General features: G+C 68.7%; 16 protein-coding genes. 9 read left to right on the forward strand and 7 right to left on the reverse strand.

The genetic code is table 11. The features are described from left to right. Positions 1 to 3: 3 nt before the first annotated feature. The 7 genes from sitI6 (ACN469_RS01820) (at position 4) to ACN469_RS01850 (ending at position 7,400) form a co-directional block, all read left to right on the forward strand. Positions 4 to 723 carry a SitI6 family double-CXXCG motif immunity protein gene (gene sitI6 / locus ACN469_RS01820; protein WP_498763485.1) on the forward strand — a complete coding sequence of 240 codons (720 nt, stop codon included), beginning with the start codon at positions 4 to 6 and terminating at the stop codon, positions 721 to 723. 56 nt (positions 724 to 779) lie between these two features. After that, entirely contained in the window at positions 780 to 1,451 is a 672-nt protein-coding gene (sitA6, locus tag ACN469_RS01825) for a SitA6 family polymorphic toxin lipoprotein (RefSeq protein WP_498763487.1), read from the forward strand. A 7-nt stretch (positions 1,452 to 1,458) separates the two neighbouring features. Next, complete coding sequence (gene sitI6, locus ACN469_RS01830) at positions 1,459 to 2,181, forward strand: SitI6 family double-CXXCG motif immunity protein (RefSeq protein ID WP_498763489.1); 723 nt, start codon at positions 1,459 to 1,461, stop codon at positions 2,179 to 2,181. Positions 2,182 to 2,236: 55 nt separating this feature from the next. Beyond that, a complete protein-coding gene (locus ACN469_RS01835; protein WP_498763491.1) occupies positions 2,237 to 2,650 on the forward strand; it encodes a choice-of-anchor Z repeating domain-containing protein in 414 nt (137 codons plus the stop codon). A gap of 156 nt (positions 2,651 to 2,806) precedes the next feature. Continuing rightward, positions 2,807 to 5,449 carry a choice-of-anchor Z repeating domain-containing protein gene (locus ACN469_RS01840; RefSeq protein ID WP_498763493.1) on the forward strand — a complete coding sequence of 881 codons (2,643 nt, stop codon included), beginning with the start codon at positions 2,807 to 2,809 and terminating at the stop codon, positions 5,447 to 5,449. Positions 5,450 to 5,569: 120 nt separating this feature from the next. Further along, entirely contained in the window at positions 5,570 to 6,469 is a 900-nt protein-coding gene (locus tag ACN469_RS01845; RefSeq protein WP_498763495.1) for a S1C family serine protease, read from the forward strand. A gap of 16 nt (positions 6,470 to 6,485) precedes the next feature. Beyond that, positions 6,486 to 7,400, forward strand: a complete 915-nt coding sequence (locus tag ACN469_RS01850; protein ID WP_498763497.1) for a S1C family serine protease — start codon at positions 6,486 to 6,488, stop codon at positions 7,398 to 7,400. 97 nt (positions 7,401 to 7,497) lie between these two features. Here ACN469_RS01850 and ACN469_RS01855 read toward each other — a convergent pair whose 3' ends face one another. Continuing rightward, positions 7,498 to 7,791: a UBP-type zinc finger domain-containing protein gene (locus ACN469_RS01855; protein WP_498763499.1), complete on the reverse strand. Its 294-nt coding sequence runs from the start codon at positions 7,789 to 7,791 to the stop codon at positions 7,498 to 7,500. A gap of 167 nt (positions 7,792 to 7,958) precedes the next feature. Between ACN469_RS01855 and ACN469_RS01860 the strand changes: the two genes are divergently transcribed. Further along, entirely contained in the window at positions 7,959 to 9,440 is a 1,482-nt protein-coding gene (locus ACN469_RS01860; RefSeq protein WP_498763501.1) for an MFS transporter, read from the forward strand. 69 nt (positions 9,441 to 9,509) lie between these two features. On the opposite strand, the gene ACN469_RS01865 is transcribed toward ACN469_RS01860, so the two are convergent. The 5 genes from ACN469_RS01865 to ACN469_RS01885 all read right to left on the reverse strand — a co-directional run bounded on the left by ACN469_RS01865 (position 9,510) and on the right by ACN469_RS01885 (position 14,707). Beyond that, a complete protein-coding gene (locus ACN469_RS01865) occupies positions 9,510 to 9,683 on the reverse strand; it encodes a hypothetical protein (protein ID WP_498763503.1) in 174 nt (57 codons plus the stop codon). A gap of 144 nt (positions 9,684 to 9,827) precedes the next feature. Next, positions 9,828 to 10,409, reverse strand: a complete 582-nt coding sequence (locus ACN469_RS01870; RefSeq protein ID WP_498763505.1) for a thioredoxin family protein — start codon at positions 10,407 to 10,409, stop codon at positions 9,828 to 9,830. A 46-nt stretch (positions 10,410 to 10,455) separates the two neighbouring features. Continuing rightward, the gene (locus tag ACN469_RS01875; protein ID WP_498763507.1) at positions 10,456 to 12,762 is read right to left on the reverse strand and encodes a protein-disulfide reductase DsbD family protein; all 2,307 of its coding nucleotides are present in this window, start codon (positions 12,760 to 12,762) and stop codon (positions 10,456 to 10,458) included. 208 nt (positions 12,763 to 12,970) lie between these two features. Next, positions 12,971 to 14,224, reverse strand: a complete 1,254-nt coding sequence (locus tag ACN469_RS01880) for a vWA domain-containing protein (protein ID WP_498763509.1) — start codon at positions 14,222 to 14,224, stop codon at positions 12,971 to 12,973. A 318-nt stretch (positions 14,225 to 14,542) separates the two neighbouring features. Then, complete coding sequence (locus tag ACN469_RS01885; protein ID WP_498763511.1) at positions 14,543 to 14,707, reverse strand: hypothetical protein; 165 nt, start codon at positions 14,705 to 14,707, stop codon at positions 14,543 to 14,545. A 575-nt stretch (positions 14,708 to 15,282) separates the two neighbouring features. On the opposite strand from ACN469_RS01885, the gene ACN469_RS01890 reads away from it, so the two are divergent. Further along, positions 15,283 to 17,499 (forward strand): (Fe-S)-binding protein, encoded by a 2,217-nt coding sequence (locus tag ACN469_RS01890; RefSeq protein ID WP_498763513.1) that lies wholly within the window; start codon positions 15,283 to 15,285, stop codon positions 17,497 to 17,499. A gap of 71 nt (positions 17,500 to 17,570) precedes the next feature. Here the strand turns inward: ACN469_RS01890 and ACN469_RS01895 are convergent, their stop codons facing one another. Further along, positions 17,571 to 18,125, reverse strand: a complete 555-nt coding sequence (locus ACN469_RS01895) for a DUF2378 family protein (RefSeq protein ID WP_498763515.1) — start codon at positions 18,123 to 18,125, stop codon at positions 17,571 to 17,573. Positions 18,126 to 18,143: the final 18 nt, after the last annotated feature.

An 18,143-nucleotide genomic window follows, 5' to 3' on the forward strand; every position in this document is an offset into this window, starting at 1 on the left:
TCGATGACACGGTTCTTCTGGTTGCGTGAAGACAGGGCGGAAACAACGTACGACGGCGAGTTCGACGCCGCGCACAAATGGGGACTGCCCGGATTGAGCTGTCCCGCCTGTGGCGCCACCTGGGCCGGCTCTGGCCACGACTATCCCTGTGTCGACCTGTCTCGACTGCCCGAGCGCGATGAGTTCGTGAAGGCCCGACTTGAGTCCTTCTCTGAGTTCATACGCCTGCGCGAGTTGGTGCGCCCCTTGGCACCCCTCGGTGCAACGCTGCCACCTGGAACGAACTTCGGGCCGTTGGTGGGTCGCGCCTTCGGGGAGTTTGGTCCCTTCTGCTGGTTGGGAAGCTCCCGGTTCCTGGTGCGCCGGGACACACTCGAACAACTTCAGGCCGCGAGCGTGCGGGGCGTGCTCGGCGGCCACACGGAGCTGCGCTTCCGCAAGAAGAACCCGCCCGAGCTGCTGGAACTCCAAATCGAGCCGCTCGGCCGGTTGCACCCTGACTGCATTCCCTCGGACACGCCTCCACCGTGCTTGACCTGTGGCCGGCTCGACCTCACCCGCCCCGATGAACCCATCCTCGACGCCGCATCCCTCCCCCAGGAGCTCGACCTCTTCCGCGTGGGCAACTTCGCCACGATGCTCATCGGCACCGAGCGGTTCATGGACGCCGTGCATCGCCTCGGGCTCGTCGGCATGACCTTCCGCGAGCTGCCGACACGCTGACCCTCTCCACTCCGGTCCGAGTCGAACCGGACCACAACTGATAGTTCTCACAGCCCATGCGAATCCCTCACAGCTTCTGGCTTTCGCTGTTCGCAGTGTCCTGGCTGGGATGCTCCACGGTCAGCAAGCCGTCCATTCAGCAGGCTTGGGAAGGGGCGGAGCAGGAATGCGACGCCCCTGGGGAAGACCAGTGCGTCACCCTCCTCTGCCTGGACGACGCCTGCGGCTTCTACCGCTGCGAGGACACGCAGGTAGCGGTCGAGCTGGCGCGCTTCCCTCCCTCGCGTCCGCCTGCGGCTGCAGCGGCACCGGGCAGCGGCCCTCGGAGGAACTGGGGTGGCGCGCAGAAGTTGCCTCCCGGCTCCCTCATGACGTTCCCCAACTGGAACGGCGCCCCAGACAGCATCATCCCCCCTTCACACCAGCTCACGCCGGGGCGTTGGGAGAAGCACCACATCTTCCCCCAAGAGGAAGTCCTTTCGCTTTGGTTCACGAGGCAAGGCGTCAAGATCCACAACTACACCATGCCCATTCCGCGCGACCTTCATTACCGCATTCACAACGTGGGAGGACGCGGAGGGCCCTGGAATAAAGCGTGGCGAGCCTTCAAGTCCGAAAACCCTGACGCCTCGCCCGAGGAGATCTTCCGGCACGCAGGGGAGCTGATTTACCGCTTCCAACTCATGGGGGGCCCCATCCAGCCGTACTATTCCCGCCCAGGAGCTTAGGAAATCAATGACCCGGTTCTTCTGGTTGCGTGAGGACGAGGCGGCGGCAACGGCGTACGACGGCGAGTTCAACGCCGCGCACAAGTGGGGACTGCCCGGAGTGAGCTGCCCTACGTGTGGCGCCACCTGGAGCGGCTCTGGCCGCGAATACCCTTGCGTCGACCTGTCACACTTGCCGGAGCACCACGAGTTCGAGAAGGCCAGGCTTGAGTCCTTTCCTGAATTCGCGCGCCTGCGTGAGTTGGTGCGTCCCTTGGCTCCCCTTGATGCAGTGCTGACACCTGGAACGGCCTTCGGGCCGTTGGTGGGTCGAGCCTTCGGAGAGTTTGGCCCCTTCGGATGGTGGGGAAACTCCATGCTGTTGGTGCGCCGGGAAACACTCGAACAACTTCAGTCCGAGGGCGTGCAGGGCTTGCTCGGTGGCCGCACGGAGCTGCGATTCCGCAAGAAGAACCCGCCCGAGTTGCTGGAACTCCAGATCGAGCTGCGCGGCCGGTTGCACCTTGACTGCATTCCCCCGGATGCCCCCCCGTACTGTCATGCTTGTGGCCGACACGGCTTCGGACGCCCCGACGAACCCATCCTGGACGCAGCATCCCTCCCCCAGGAGCTCGACCTCTTCCGCGTGGGCAACTTCGCCACGATGCTCATCGGCACCGAGCGGTTCATGGACGCCGTGCATCGCCTCGGGCTCGTCGGCATGACCTTCCGCGAGCTGCCGACACGCTGACCTGAGTGAATTTGCGCAGGAATCACGCGTCGGGTGTGACTTGTCACGACCAGGGATGAAGAAAGGAAGCATCCGGATGCGCCGTGAGCCGCTGGGAGGATGGCTGTGCCTGTTGGGCCTGTTCACCGCCTGCGGGCCCGGCCTCGATGAACGGGACTCCCCCTCCGAATACCTCCTTCAGCCCCCCAGCACCGTCATCGTGATGTCCATCGCCATCAACAACGCGGACCCGGAGATTCAGCTCATCGTCGTGGGCACCGACTTCATCCCCGCCAGCACCGTGCACGTCTCCCAGGTGGCCCTTCCCACCGAGTTCGTGAGCAACATGGAGCTGAGGGCACGACTGGACTCCTACCTCGTGGCGGGACTGGCGACCTTCCCGCTCGACATCCGCGTGGCGCCCGGCAACCCGCCCTTCTTCCAGGGTGCGCGGTCTCCCACCTACACCGTCTCGATGCCCGGTCGGTAGCACACGGTGCCGTTGCGCGGAAATGGGCCCCCGCGTGTCATGAAGGGCGACGTCGGCCCCGAAAAGGAAACCGTCCAGATGCGCCAGGAAGTCACGCGAGGGTGGGTGTGTCTGCTGTGGGTCCTCTGTGCCTGTGGGCCAGGCCTCGAGCGCCCCATGCCCTCCGAGAAACCCGACGCGGGGTCCCCTCCCTCGCAGGTGGAGCGCCCCTCCTCCATCACCCTGGGTGAGGTGCTCATCACGAACGTGGAGGGCACCGAGATGAGCATGCAGGTGCTCGGCGTCGGCTTCGTCCCGTTCAGTCGCGTGCTCCTGGACGAACAGGGCCTGGAAACCACGTTCGTGAGCGACACGGAGCTGAGGGCCCGGGTTCCCGCCTGGCACCCCACCATCAGGTCGGACTCCTTCTTTGAAGTATGGGCTCCCTCGGCCAGCGGTCAGTACCGGGACGGCATCAGGTCCGCCCGAATCCCTTTCACCGTGTCCCCTCCCCAGCTGACCTCCGTGACACCCGACACGCTCGAATCGGAGCCCGCGGAAGCTGTTCAAATCACCGTGAGAGGGAAGAACCTCCTGCTCGGCAGCCACGCCATCTTCCGCGACAGGCCCTATCCGTTGACGGTGACGAGCCCCCACGAAGGGAGCTTCTGGCTGCCACCGTCGGCCTTGAAAGCCCAGGGGGGGCGGGATGCCCTCGTCATCGAGGTCACGCGCCCCCGCACCGCCCGCTCGGAGCCCCTTCCCTTGACGTTGACGAGCCCCGCCCCGGTCATCACCGGCGTGTGGCCTCCCACGCTGAACGCCACCGACCTGCACCATGGCAACGCGGGCAGTGCACCCGACCGCATCATCGTCAGCGGGCTCCAGGTGCGCTCCAACACGGTGGTCAGGTGGAATGGCACCCCGCTGACCACCACGACCTACGACGGAAAGAACCGGGTCCAGGCGCAGCTTCCCATCACCGCGCGAGTGCAAGTCGGCACCGTCCAGGTGTCGCTGGAGACGCCCGGCCCCGACGAATCAAAACAGTCCTCCAGCCATGCTCTCGCCGTGAGGTCCGAGCCCGTGCTGCATGCCGTGTCCCCGGCCTGGGTGCTCGCGGGCTCGGAGGAGGTCTCCTTCCAGCTCAGGGGAGAAGGACTGGGCATCAGCTCGGCGCAGGCGCTCTTCTGGAACGGCCACCGCATCGAGCGGCTCTCCGGCCCGAGCTCTCAAGGGAGTTGGAGTTTCAACGTCCCCGCCGCCCTGCTGGCCCAGCCCGGCACCATCCCCGTGACAGTGAAGCGCGACTTCGACGGGGCCGTGTCCGCGCCCCTCTTCGTCCAGGTGATTGCCCAGCCCCCCTCGCCCATCGCCCACTCGCTGTTGCCTTCGGTGCTCTCCGTCGGCGATGCGCCGGGTCTGCTCTACGTCATGGGCACCAGCTTCACGCCCCAGTCCGTCATCCTCGTGGACGGACAGGAGCGCCCCTCCCGCCTTCACGGCCCGTCGCAACTGTCCATCCAGCTCCAGGCCGAGGACCTGGCGACGAAAGGGGTGCGCACCATCACCGTGAAGACGCCCGCGCCCGGAGGAGGCACCACCCTGCCCCTGCTGCTCGTGGTGCATGCGGAGCGGCCCATGCCCATCATCGAACAGGTCTCGAGCGACGTCGGGCAGCTCCATGCCCTCGCCGGCGGTGGCGTCCTGCGCCTGCGCGTCGAGGGCCAGGGCTTCAGCCCCCTCTCGGTCGTCCGGTGGAATGGCCAGGCGCTGCCGACCCAATGGATATGCAAGACACCGGGAACCTGCATGGCGGGCCCTGGCCCGCGGTCCACGCTGTGGGCGGAGGTCCCCGCCGACCAGGTGGCGCAACCCGGCGTCGGCCGGGTGACGGTGTTCACCCCGGGCCCCGGGGGTGGAGAGAGCCCGGAGCAGTTCTTCGTCCTCGCCGCCGCGGGACAGCCCATTGTCACCCTGAGCACTTCCGTGGTGGATGTGGGCGCGAGCCACGAGTTCTATCGCGAGGTGAGCATCTGGACGCGTGTCACGGGGGGCTCCGCTCAAGCCTCGGTCCTCTTCGTGGATGGCGTGGTGCGTGAGTTCAGCTCCCCTTCGACCTGGACCTTGAGCGAGGCGGAGGTCGCGGCCCCGCGGGTCCATGAGATACGGACCTTCACCCTGGGCGCCGGCTTGAGCGCCCCCGCCTATCTGAGAGTCCAGGGCGCCCTCCCACCCCACCTTCGCTGGGTGGTACCGGGGGTCTTCTCCCAGGGAGAGTGGGCCGCCACGGAGAAACGAGAGCTCTTCGTGACGGGAGAGAACTTCTTCTGGCTCACCGGAGGCAGCGAGCGCGCCTTGGGTACCACGCTGGACTGGGGTGACCAGTCCCAGTCCTTCGCGTGGTCTTCCGTGGCGTGGCTGGAGGCCACGACGCTGGAGCAGGTGGGGGCCCGCCCGCTGAAGGTGTCTCGCGCCGCGGAAGGTGGAGGCGTGTCGCTGCCCGCGCTCCTCAACGTGGTCTCCGAGCGACCCGCGCCGCTGTTGACCCACCTGGAGCCCATGCGCGTCCTCAGGGGTGCGCCCGCCTTGGCGCTCCGAATCAAGGGACAGGGCATCCACTCCACCACGGTGCTGCGCTGGCGGGACTTCCGTTCGAGCCTCAAGGCCGTGTCCTACGCCGACCATCGGCTGGAGTACTACGAGGCACTCCTCCCCGCCGAAGCGCTCGCGACAGCCGGGGCGGTGGACGTCACGCTGGAGACCAGCGGGCCGGGCGGCGGTGTCTCTCCTCCCATCCGCGTCGTCATCGAGGAGTAGCGCGCGGAGCCCCCCGAAAGGAGGGGCGACCTACCCGAACGGGCAGGTGAGCACCCTGCCCGGTTCGCCGATGTGGCGCGCCTTCGAGGCTTTTACCTTCCGCCTCGAAAGGAACACGCCATGTCCACCGACTTTCTCCCCGCCCTCTCCCACGCCCTCGCCTCCGTCGTGGAGCGAGCCTCACCGAGCGTCGTCCGCGTGGACGCTCGCCGCCGTCGTGGCGCCACCGGCCTCGTCTGGAGCGCCGAGGGCCACATCGTCACCACCAGCCACGCCGTCGAGCACGAGGGCCAGCTCCAGGTAGGCCTGTCCGACGGGCGCACCGTGTCCGCGGAGCTCATCGGCCGCGACGCCAGCACGGACGTGGCCCTGCTCAAAATCGACGCCACGAAGCTCACCCCACTCGCGCTCGCGCCGCTGGAGGGCGTGAAGGTGGGCAACCTCGTCGTCACGGTGGCGCGCCCGGGGCGCACGGCGCGCGCCACGCTCGGCATGGTGAGCACGCATGGCGAGGGCTGGCGCACCCACGCGGGCGGACGCGTGGACCGCTACCTCGAGACGGACGCGGACCTGCCGCCCGGCTTCTCCGGAGGCGCGCTGGTGGACGTGGAGGGACGCTTCGTCGGGCTGCTCACCGCGGCGTTCTCGCGCACCTCGGCCGTCGTCATCCCGCACGACACGCTGACGCGGGTGACGGCGTCACTGCGCGAGCACGGAGGCATCCGTCGCGGCTATCTGGGCGTGGGGGCGTACCCCGTGAAGCTGCCACAGCAGCAGTGGGCGGCGGCGGGCGCGGAGGCGGGGCTCATCTTCCTCTCCGTGGACCCTGACGGTCCGGCGCACCGGGCCGGCCTGCTGCTCGGGGACGTGCTGGTGAGCCTGGGCGGCCAGTCGCTGCACGGCGTGGAGGACCTGCTCGGCTACCTGGGGGACGAGAAGGTGGGCACCTCCGTGCCGGCGCGCGTGCTGAGAGCCGGCGAGGTGCGGGAAGTGCCCATCACCATCGGCAAGCGTTCGTGAGGAGAGGGGTGACGCGATGAAGCTGCTGCAACAGTTCTCGGACGACCTGGAGACGCTCGTCTCGCGCGCCTCGCCCGCGGTGGTGGGCGTGGAGCACGCGCGGGGCCACGGCACGGGTCTCTTCCTCACGCCAGATGGCTATGTGCTCACCAACCGCCACGTCGTCATGCGGGGCTCTCGCAAGCTGACGGTGCAGTTGTCCAACGGCGAGGAGTTGCGAGGCTCGCTGGTGGGCGGTGACGCGCCCACGGACCTCGCGGTGGTGAGAGCGGAGGGCGGCGACTTCCCCACGCTGCCGCTGGCCGCGCCGGAGACGGTGCGCGTGGGCCAGCTGGTGATGGCGATTGGCAATCCCTTCCGGTTGGAGCAGTCGGTGGCGCTCGGGGTGGTGAGCGCCGTCAACCGCAGCGTCACGCTGCCCGACGGCGTCATCCTGGAGGGCATGCTCCAGACGGACGCGGCCATCAACCCGGGCAACTCCGGTGGGCCGCTCATCAACACGCGAGGCGAGGTGGTGGGGCTCAACACGCTGGTGCTGCCGTACGCGCAGGGCATCGGCTTCGCGGTGAGCGCCACCACGGCGGCGTGGGTGGCCAGCCTGCTCATCCAGCGAGGCAAGGTGGAGCGGCGCTTCCTCGGCATCGCCGCGGTGGCGGTGAACCTGGACGCGGAGCATGCGCGCGACACGGGTCAGCCTCGCGCGGTGCGAATCCTCCGGGTGCAGGACGGGACGCCCGCGGACGACGCGGGGCTCCAGCCGGAGGACCTGCTGCTGGCCATCAACCGTCGCGCCGTCGGCAGCGTGGATGACCTCCAGCGACTGATGGCCCTGGCCACTGACGAAGAGGTGTCGCTGGACGTGCTGCGCAAGGGACGGCGCAAGCAGGTCTCCGCGCGCACGCGGCCTCGCGTCGAACCCGTGGCGGCATGAGCGGAACATGGCTCCGGGTGCATGCGGCCCGGAGCCATGGATGCGCTGTCATTTCGGCTGGAGCTCGCGTGAGCCCTCACCACCCAGGCCACCGTCCCTAGACTCGAGTCGAGGCTTCCTGCTCCGGTCGCTCATCCAGCATCAGACGGTCCTCGAAGCACCACACCCACGTCTCCCCTGGCTCGAACGACTGGATGACGGGGTGCTTCGTCTGGTGGAAGTGCTTCGTCGCGTGCTTGTTCTGCGATGAGTCGCAGCACCCGACATGACCGCACTCCAGGCAGCGCCGGAGGTGGACCCACTCGGCCCCCATCTTCAGACACTCCTCACAGCCGTCGGTCCGCGCTTCGGGGTTGCCCGCCTGCTCGATGTGCTTGCACTCGGTCGCCATGGTTCTTCTCCCTGATTGCCCGTCGCCCGCGGACAGGGTGTGCACGACGGCCCCGCTCATCCACGTGCCGGGCATCCGTGCGACCAGGCTCTCGCCACCAGGGTGGCTGACACCCGTGGCCCCCGGGGAGTGGCGCGACGGAGGCGCACGTCCCACGGTTGAGCCGTATGCCTTCCGACACTTCTCCCGGCTCGCCGTCCGTGTCCTATGCCAGTGCGAGGGGACGCGGCGTGCTCCTGGCGAGCGTGCTCGGCAGCGGCATGGCCTTCCTCGACTCCACCGCCGTCAACGTGGCGCTGCCCGCCCTGGGTCGAGACCTCAACACGGGGCTGACCGGCCTTCAGTGGGCCGTGGATGCCTATCTGCTCACCCTCGGCTCGCTGGTGCTCACTGGCGGCGCGCTCGGCGACGCGTGGGGACAGCGCCGTGTCTTCCTCCTGGGCGTGGTGGGCTTCACCGCCATGTCCGTGCTGTGTGGCCTGGCGCCGAACGCCTGGACGCTCGCCCTCTTCCGGGCCGCGCAGGGCATGGGCGCGGCGCTGCTGGTACCCGCGAGCCTCGCGCTCTTGCGCACCTCGTTCCCCGAAGCGGACCGACAGCGCGCGGTGGCCGCGTGGGCGGGCCTGTCCGGCGTCACCACCGCGCTGGGGCCGCTGCTCGGAGGCTGGCTGGTGGACGTGGCCTCCTGGCGGTGGGTGTTCTTCCTCAACCTCCCCCTGGCGGCGCTGACCGCGTGGGCCACGCTGCGCCACGTGCCGGACGACCGACCCACGGGTGATGCACGCAAGCTGGACCTCGCCGGCTCGGTGACGGCCGCGCTGGGACTCGGCGGCGTCATCTACGCGCTCATCGAAGGGCCCGCGCATGGCTGGTCCGTGGCCCCCGTGCTCGCGGCGGTGTTCGGCGCGGTGCTGTTGGCCACGTTCCTCTTCATCGAAACACGCGCGCACAACCCGATGTTGCCGCTCGGGCTGTTCCGCTCGCGGACCTTCTCCGGCGCGAACCTCACGACGTTGACGGTGTACTTCGCGTTGGGCGGCGTGGGCTTCCTGCTCATCCTCGCGCTGCAACAACAGCTCGGGTACTCGGCGCTCGCGGCGGGGGCGTCGCTGCTGCCCATCACCGTGCTGCTGCTGTTGCTCTCGCCGTGGGTGGGAAGGCTCGCGGGACGCATCGGCGCACGGCCCTTGATGACGGCGGGGCCGTTGCTGGCGGGCGTGGGCATGGCGCTGCTCACGCTCATCCACAAGGATGGAAGCTACGTGAGCACCGTGCTGCCGGGAGTGCTCGTGCTGGGCCTGGGCTTGAGTCTCACGGTGGGGCCGCTGACGGCGGTGGTGCTCGGCGCGGTGGAGGACCGGCACGCGGGCATCGCCTCGGGGGTGAACAACGCCGTGGCGCGAATCGCCGGACTCCTGGCGGTGGCGCTGTTGCCACTCCTGGGAGGACTCGCGAACAAGACGGGTGACGCGTTCCTCGCGGGGACCCGTGAAGCGCTGTGGGTGTCCGCGGGGCTGTGCGTGCTGGGCGCGCTGTGCTCACTCGTCCTGCTTCCCAGGAATGTGGGGCGAGTAGAGAGAGGGCCGCCTCAAGCCGAGGATACGCATCGGCGCGGACGGCCTCACCCGAAGAACCCCTTGCATGCCTGACGTGGGGTCGCGTCCAGCCAAGGCCTTGCGAGGCGAGGCCTCACGCACGAGCAGGCTGACGTCCCACTCTTAGTCAGGGTCCTTCTCCTGCACGCCGGCGCTGTTGCTCTCGTTCACGAACGCCGTGTTCGCGTGACGGCGCTCGGCTCCCTCCTCCTCGTCGCTGGCCTCGCGCTGGAGTTCCTCGTCCTCCTCTTCAGTGCGCTCGTCGTTCTTCAACGGGTCGGTCTTTATCTCAGACATCGCTTCGTCTCCTTTCCCGAAGAAGGTCCGGCGGACGGTTGGACATGACAAGAGACCCGCGCAAGCCCGGCATGAACACGAAGGGCCCTCCTCCAAGGTAGGAAGAGAGCCCTCGTCACCGCCTGGATGCGTCCATCGTGCGGGCTAGCTCTTGTACTTCACCGAGCAGCCGTACGCCGTGGTGGTGGCCGCGGGCACCGGCTTGCCGTTGAGCACCGCGTCCACGGTGGTCTGCACGTGGTTGACCTTCTTGTCGCTCTTGCCGCGCGGGTCGTCGTCGATGGCGCCCGCGTAGCGCACCACGCCCTCGGCATCGATGATGTACATGTGCGGCGTCGTCTTGGCGCCGTACGTCTTGCCCGTCGCGCCGCTGGCGTCCTGGAGCACGGGGTACGTGAAGCCCTCCGTCTTCTTCCACGTGGCGGACTTCTCCGGCGTGTTGTGCGCCGTCGAGTCCACCGCCAGCCACACCACCTTCTTGGCGTCGAAGCCCTTCAAGGTGTTGGCCATCGTGTCCGCCTCATAGTGGCGCTTCACGAAGGGGCACTCGGGGTTGGTCCACTCCAGCACCACCACCTTGCCCTTGTACTGCGACAGCGAATGCTCCTTGCCCGCCTCGTCCTTCAGCGTGAAGGCCGGGGCCGGCTTGCCGACCTCCGCGTCCGCGAAAGCGGGGACACCCACGAGTACCGAGCCGAGCGCGAGAGCGGTGAAGACCTGCTTCATGGCGTTCCTCCTGATAGGGCACTGCCTGACTGCGGATGACTGCGTTTCAAGGCCGAGGGAATCCAGCGGCGCACAGCACCTTCGAGCCGTCCTGCTGGCGCAGCGGTGAGCACTCCGACGCACGCTTCACCGAGTCCACCACCGCGTCCACCGTCAACAGCTCCTGCAACACCTCCGGCTTGTCCGGGGCGCCGGGGCTGAGCACCAGATACATGGGCACGCCCGCGCGGCCATGGTCCGCCAGGCGCGCGGTGATGCGCGCATCGCGGCGCGTCCAGTCCGCCACGAAGAACGCCACCTTGTGCTGGGTGAAGGCCGCGCGCACCTCCTCGCGCGCCAGCACGGTGCGCTCGTTGAACTTGCAGGTGAGGCACCAGTCCGCCGTGAAGTCGATGAACACCGGCTGCCCCGCCGCCAGCGCGGAGGCCACCGCCTCGTCACTCCACGGCTGCGCCTGCGCCACCGTGGACGACGCCCGAGCCACGGGCGCCTCCTCCTCGAAGCGCAGCGCCGCCACGCCCGAGCCCACCAGCACCAGCGCCGCCACCGCCAGCGTGCCCCACCGACGCCTGCCCTCCTGGAGCTGCGACTGGCCATACACCCACGTGCCCAGGCCCACCGCGACGAGGAAGGCCAACAGCCGCGCCATGCCATCCACACCGGCCAGCCCGCCCATCACCCAGACGAGCCACACCGTGGTGCCCAGGAGCGCGAAGCCCAGCACCTGCTTGAAGCGCTCCATCCACGCGCCCGGCTTCGGCAGCTTCTGCGCGAGCCCCGGCACCAGCACCAACAGACAGAAGGGCAGCGCCAGGCCCAGGCCCAGCGCGGTGAAGACGGCGACCACCGTGAGCGGGCCCGCGGCGAAGGCGAAGCCCACCGCCGTGCCGAGCAGCGGCGCCGAGCACGGCGTGGCCAGCACCACCGCGAGCACACCCTCGCCCGCGCTGTGCAGCAGGCCGTGGCTCTGGTCCACCTTGCCCGCCAGCGCCGAGCCATCCAGGCCCACGTTGAAGACGCCGAAGAGGTTGAGGGCGAACGCCACCAGCACCGCGCTCACCGCCGCGACGAAGAGCGGCTCCTGGAACTGGAAGCCCCAGCCCACGCCCGCGCCACCCGCGCGCACCGCCAGCACCGCGCCCGCGAGCGCCAGCATGCTCGCCACGATGCCACCCGCGTACGCCGCCGCGTGCGCGCCCACCCGGCCCTGCTCCTGGCGCACCATGCGCGTGAAGCCATACGCCTTGAGCGCCAGCACCGGGAACACGCACGGCATCAGGTTGAGCAGCGCGCCACCCAGGAACGCGAACAACAGCGCCATGCCCAGGCCCATCGACGACTCCGCGGGCGCGGCCGTCGCGGCGCTCGCCACCGGCTTCACCGCCGCGAGCGAGTCCTTGATGGAGGGCGCCTTCGCCACGACGGGCGCCGCCGCCGCGCCTGCCGCGAAGGGCGCCATCGGCACGTCGACTTCCAGCGCCTGATAGCCGGTGGCCGCCGTCCCCAGGCGCAGCACGCCCTTGAGTCGGGGCTCGGCCTGCGGCGCATCCGGCTCCGCCTTGCCCTTCAGCGCGAAGCGCCCCGGAGCCGTCTGCGTGAGCGTCACCTTGTCCACGCCGGGGATGCGCTCGGGGACGAAGGCATCCGCCTCCGCCGAGGGCACCGCGCCGCCGCCGGACTTCGCCACGGTGACGGTGCCAGTGAACTCCTGGCCCGCGGTGAGCTGCTTCACGTCCAGCGCGAGCGCGGCGGTGTGGCCGGTGTCCGCCACCGGGCGAGGCACCCGCGCCTTCGCCGCGTCGAACGTCGGCGTCGACTCCGCGTCCGCGAGCGTCGTCGGCCCCACGGGGATGGAGCGCGTGAGCATCAGGTCGGCGGGGATGCAGTGCACCTCGCACACCAGCGCGTTCACGGCGGCTGACAGGTTCAGCGCGCCCGTGGCCTGCTCGGAGGCCTGGGCCTGCGCGAAGAGGAGCACCTCGCCGTCATAGCCGTGGGTGACGATGAAGCCATCGGGCGTGCGGAAGGTGCTCGGGAAGGGCCACTGGAGCGCGCCCACCGTGGAGCCGGGCGTGTCCCAGGTGACGTCCGTCTCCAGGCCGGAGTCGCCCGGGTTCTTCCAGTAGATGTGCCAGCCCGGGTCCAACCGGAAGCGCACTCCCACACGAAAGGTGTCGCCTGGCTTCACCTGGGTGGCATCCACCAGCAGCGCGGCCTCCAAGCGCGGGTCGCCCTCATCGGGAGCGCCCGTGGCCACCGCGGACGGAGGCAGCGCCGCCTGCGCCACCGCCGCCAGCAGCCACATGCCGATACCGCCCACCAGGGCGAGCCTCTTGGACACCGAGTGCTTCATGCGTCTCCCGTTAACCCACCCGAAGCCGGCTCGCCAGCATCCGACGGGCCCCGCTTCCGAGGGAGAACCTTCCAGGCAGGGGGACATTCCCCGTGCCCGCTCGCGCCAGGGGCATGCGACGGGCCGTGGGACGTCCCGGGTGACGCGGTGCGAACACGAGGGCCCGCTCCGTCAGGGTGGGCAGCCGGGCGACCGGCGTGGGAGGGGCTCAGTCCTCCGACTTCCAGGGGGCCAGGGCGGGCAGCGGAAGCACGGGGCCCACGCGGCTCAAGGTGACGCGGGAGACCTCGGAGTGCGCGCGGCGCATCACCAGCGCCTGGGGCTGCGCGGCGCGGCGCTCGACGATGCGGCGCAGATCCGCCAGTCGCTCCATGTGGCGCTGCGGCGGGACTTCCTGCGAGCCCAGCCGCGCGAGCTTGTAGAGGGCGAGGTCGGCGGTCTCCAGCGCCTGCTCGGCGATGGCCTGCTGGCGGCGGCCCAGGGCCTTCCACGCGGAGGCCTCGGCGGACACCAGCTCCAGCTCCGCGGACACCGCGCGCACGAAGCGGCCCTCATCACTGTCTGGCAGCACGCGAGCCACCGGCACGGGCAGGCGCCGCGTGTCGGTGCCCTCCATGTACGAGGTCGTCACGCCCAGGCTCCAGTCGGCCGCGTTCAGCCTGCCGGAGAAGAGGACGCGACGCGGGAAGGACTGGGACACGGCGCCCAGGGACGCGCTCATCGCGTCGCCCTCGACGCGAGAGGAGTAGCGGTGGCGGCAGCGCAGCTCCGAGAAGCCCGAGGGCAGCACGTACACGCGCGCGTCCGAGCCCACCTCGCCGAACAGCTCCGCGGACAGCGTGCCCACCGCCAGCGGCAGGCCCTCCGGGTCATCCACATGGACGAAGCCGGTGCCGGACGGGCCGGTGAGCGCCTCCAGGATATCGGGCAGGTAGTGCCGCCCCAGTCCCAGCGCGTGCAGCACGACGCCGGACTCCACGACGCGCGCGCCCAGCGTCTTGAAGTCGGAGAGGTGCGAGGGGCCGACGGACGGCTCGCCATCCGTGAGCATCAGCACTTGCGGACGCGCGCCGGGGACGAGCACGCGGCGCACGGCCTCCGCGCCTCGCTCGATGGCCTCGTGCAGCGCGGTGCCCTCACCGGACTCCAGCCGAGACAGGGCCTTGAGGAACTGCGTCTTGGCGGCGGCGTCCATCGCGCGCACGGGCAGGAGCTGCTCTGGCTCCGCGTCGAAGGTCAGCAGGCCCAGGTAGTCGCGAGGACTGGCGCGCTCCACCAGGGACTGCGCGGCCTGCACCGCCGCGAGCAACGGGACACCGCGCATGGACGCGCTGCGGTCCAGGACGAGGTTCGCCGTCACGGGGGCGCGAGGCGCGTCCGCGTCCGCCTCCAGCGTCACGAGCAGCAGGACTTCGCGGCCGTTCTCCCCGTCGCGCTCCACTGCCAAGGCCGTCTGCTTCATCCGTGCTCCCGCGCGCTCTCACGAGACATTCCGCCGCGAACCGCTCCGTGAGAGACGACGTCCCTCACGACCGGAAGTCTCATGGGCCACAACACCCGAAGGCTTGCATCCTCAAGGGAAGGCTTCCACGTCGAGGATGTGGGCAGACACACCTCGGAAGCAAGAGGTAGCACCCTTCACACCGTGCAGGGACGGGGGTAGGTCCTGACCGCGTGACCACCGGCCCGGGAGCCACCCGCCTGGGGCGCCACCGCACGAGCCGAACCACCCGTTACAAAGAAGCGCCCCCGCGCATCCACCGGCCGCGGGGGCAACGAATCACTCCGCCGCGCTCCAACCGCCCCACTTCTCCTCGGCATAGCCCCACATCCGGCCGCCAGGAGAACCATCCACGGAAATCACGGACTCACTCTCACCATCTTCAGCGAGGTCCACATACGGCAGCCCTTCATCGTCCATGTAGGTGGTGTCATCGTGAACCATGTCCGACTCCTTTGGGCGCTCCGCTTCAGGGAAGGTGGACGGCCTTTCGGCTCGCCTCCTTGTGGGCGCCCCCCTGTTCGGTCCGCGTGGGTCCGCCCTATGCGGTGCCCGGCTTGCGACTCGTTGACCGATTTACCAACCATGGTGACCATGTCGCCCCGCGCTGTAAAGCCCTTGGGGCATCAAAGTTCCAATCCCTGCTTCGGCCCCTCGCCCGCCTGCCTGCCCTCCAGCCTTCATCCCAATTATTTCAGTGGTTTAAAGAGGAGTTCAGTGCCCGACAGCCTGCGAGGCCATCGTACAAGGTAGGTCGGACTGGCGTCGGAGGGAACCACACAGCGGTCAACACTTGGCCATTTTCAAGGAGGCTGCCTGACAGTGTGGGTGTCAGTAAATCCGTGTAGCGAGCAAGCTTGCTCGCTCGTGGCGCCGCTCCGTGCTTCAGTCCCGGACACCCCGCCCGCTCAGCGCTTGATTCGAGAATCACCCCTGTTAGGGTTGACGGGCACTCCAGTTTTGCCGCGTCGCGGCAACGGGCCTTCCGCCGCGTCCCCCCAGAGGTCCTCCGAGTCCCAATGAGTCCCATCATCACCGGCCTATTGCTTGCCATCGCCATCCCCATCTTCGTGATGACCATGTCTGGTCGCGTGGGCGTGTTGCTCGCGATGAAGAAGTCGGAGAACCGGCTCGACAACATCCCGCTGCGCATCAAGCGGCTCGTGCTCTTCGGGCTCGGGCAGAAGCGCATGGTCGACCCGGAGGAGTTCACCCCGGGCTTGATGCACGTGCTCATCTACGCGGCGTTCATGGTGCTGCAGGTGCGCACCATCATGATGTTCGCGATGGGCTTCTCGTCCGGCGCGCTGGAGCTGTTCACCGACCTGAGCCACCCGTTCTGGCTGGACAACACGGTGCTGCTGGGCGCCTACCGTGGATATCTGCTGATCAAGGATCTGGTGGCGGCGCTGGCCCTGGTGGGCTGCGGCTACTACGTGTGGACGCGCTGGAAGGTGAAGCCGGACCGCATGTCGCAGTCCTGGGAGGCGTACCTCATCCTGGGCTTCATCTCCGGCTTGATGGTCTCGGAGTTCATCTTCGGCGGCAGCCACATGGTGGCGGCGAACGCGGCGGCGGCGCAGGTGCCCATGGGCGCCACGCAGGTGCCCGCGACTCCGTCAGCGCTGGTGTGGTGGGAGCCGGTCACCAGCCTGACGGGCCTGGCGATGATGCCCCTGGGCCCCACGGCGGCGCACGTGCTGGGCGTGGCGGGCTTCTGGACCCACCTCGTCATCGTCCTGGCGTTCCTGAACTTCCTGCCCATCGGCAAGCACTTCCACATCATCACCGGCCTGCCCAACGTCTTCTTCCAGCGCACCCACTCCACCGGCAAGCTGCCCACGCCGAATCTAGAGAAGGAAGAGTTCGGCACCGCCACGGTGAAGGACCTCACGTGGAAGCAGGGCCTGGATTTGTACTCGTGCACGGAGTGCGGTCGCTGCCAGACGCACTGCCCCACGTACATCACCGGCAAGCCGCTCACGCACAAGGCCGTCAACCAGGACCTGAAGCATTGGATCTGGGACCACGAGCAGTGGGTGGAAGAGGGCTACGGCCCCAACCGCATCAAGGAGCCGCTGCAGGAGATTGTCGGCGGCGCGCTGAGCGCCGAGACGGTGTGGGCCTGTACCAGCTGCGGCTGGTGCGAGCAGGCGTGTCCGGTGTTCATCGAGAACGTGCCGCGCCTCATCGACATGCGCCGCTACCAGGTGCAGGTGAAGGCGGAATTCCCGCCTGAAATCCAGCGCGTGTTCGAAGGCATGGAGCGCCAGGGCAACCCCTGGGGCCTGGGCCAGGACCGTCGCGACGAGTGGGCCGAGGACCTGGCGCTGCCCACGTGGGGTGACGAAGGTGGCCCGTACGAGTACCTGTTCTTCGTGGGCTGCGCGGGCAGCTACGACGACAAGCAGAAGAAGGTCAGCCGCTCGCTGGTGAAAATCATGCGGGAGGCGGGCGTGAGCTTCGCCACGTTGTCCAAGCAGGAGATGTGCAACGGCGACTCCGCGCGCCGCATGGGCAACGAGTACCTGTACCAGACGATGGCGAAGACGAACGTCGAGTCGTGGAACTCGATGGGCGTCAAGGCGGTCATCACCCAGTGCCCGCACTGCTTCAACACCATCAAGAACGAGTACCCGGAGTTCGGCGGCGAGTACCGCGTCATCAATCACACGGAGCTCATCAACGAGCTCTTGAAAGACAAGCGCATCAAGCTGTCCGCGGTGATGAACACCAAGCTGACGTACCACGACCCCTGCTACCTGGGCCGGCACAACGGCGTGTATGACGCGCCCCGCGAAGTGCTCAAGGCCATCCCCGGGCTGGAAGTCGTGGAGATGCAGCGCAGCAAGCGCGAGGGCTTCTGCTGCGGCGCCGGTGGCGGTCGCATGTGGATGGAGGAGCACATCGGCACGCGCATCAACCACAACCGGTTGAACGAAGTCGCGCTGACCCTCAAGCACGCCGAGGACCCGACCACGCCGTTCCCCAACGCCGCGGACAAGAAGAAGCCGGGCCTGGTGGGCGACTACAAGGAGAAGGGCGGCACGGGCATCGTCGCCGTCGCGTGTCCCTTCTGCTCGACGATGCTCGGCGACGCGGTCAACGACACCGGCCGCGAGGGGAACATCAAGGTCAAGGACATCACCGAGCTGGTCGCCGACGCGATGGAGACGCGCGCCGGCGCCGCGGGTGGCGTGGCTCCCGGCGCGACGCTGAGCGCCAAGCCGGAGTAACGGCACGCAAGCAGAGACCTGGGCCCGGAGGCTTCCACCGCGAAGCCCCGGGCCTTCGTCGTTTCAGGTGCTCACTTCACCCACTCCAGGAGGTACGTGCAGGCGGAGCCCTCGCGCGCGAGGATGGAGACGCGAGGCTCCTTCGCGCCGGAGAGGGTGAGCAGGAACTCCAGGACACCGACGTAGTAGAGGGGCCTGTCGTTGATGTCGCTGAGCCACAGCTCGGCGCGCCCGGGCGAGCTGGCCTTCACCAGCGTCTCCACGTAGTTGTCCGTGCCGCGAAAGCCCCGGTTGAGCTGGAACAGCATGAACTGCGGCCCCAGCGCGCGGGCGCCCACGCCCAGCATCCGGCCGAGCACCGTGGCCAGCAGGCCCTCCATCACGGTGTGGCCCAGCAGACGCCAGGCCTCGTCGAGCGGTTGGTCCGGCCACAAGTCCCGCAGCACGATGTGCTGCCAGCGCAGCCACGAGGCGATGGGATACGTCGGCTGCAGCGGCACGGACAAGTCCAACCCCGCCTCGCGCAGCAAGCGCCACGCGTCCTCGGACAGGCGGTCCTTCAACGCAATCTGGAAGAGGCCCTGCACCGTCCCGCTGAGGACGATCTTCGGCTCGGACATCGCCATGCGGTGGCTCCCCCGGGG

Origin of the sequence: Corallococcus terminator, from assembly GCF_049194865.1 — a bacterium.
Taxonomy (GTDB): Bacteria; Myxococcota; Myxococcia; order Myxococcales; family Myxococcaceae; genus Myxococcus; species Myxococcus terminator_A.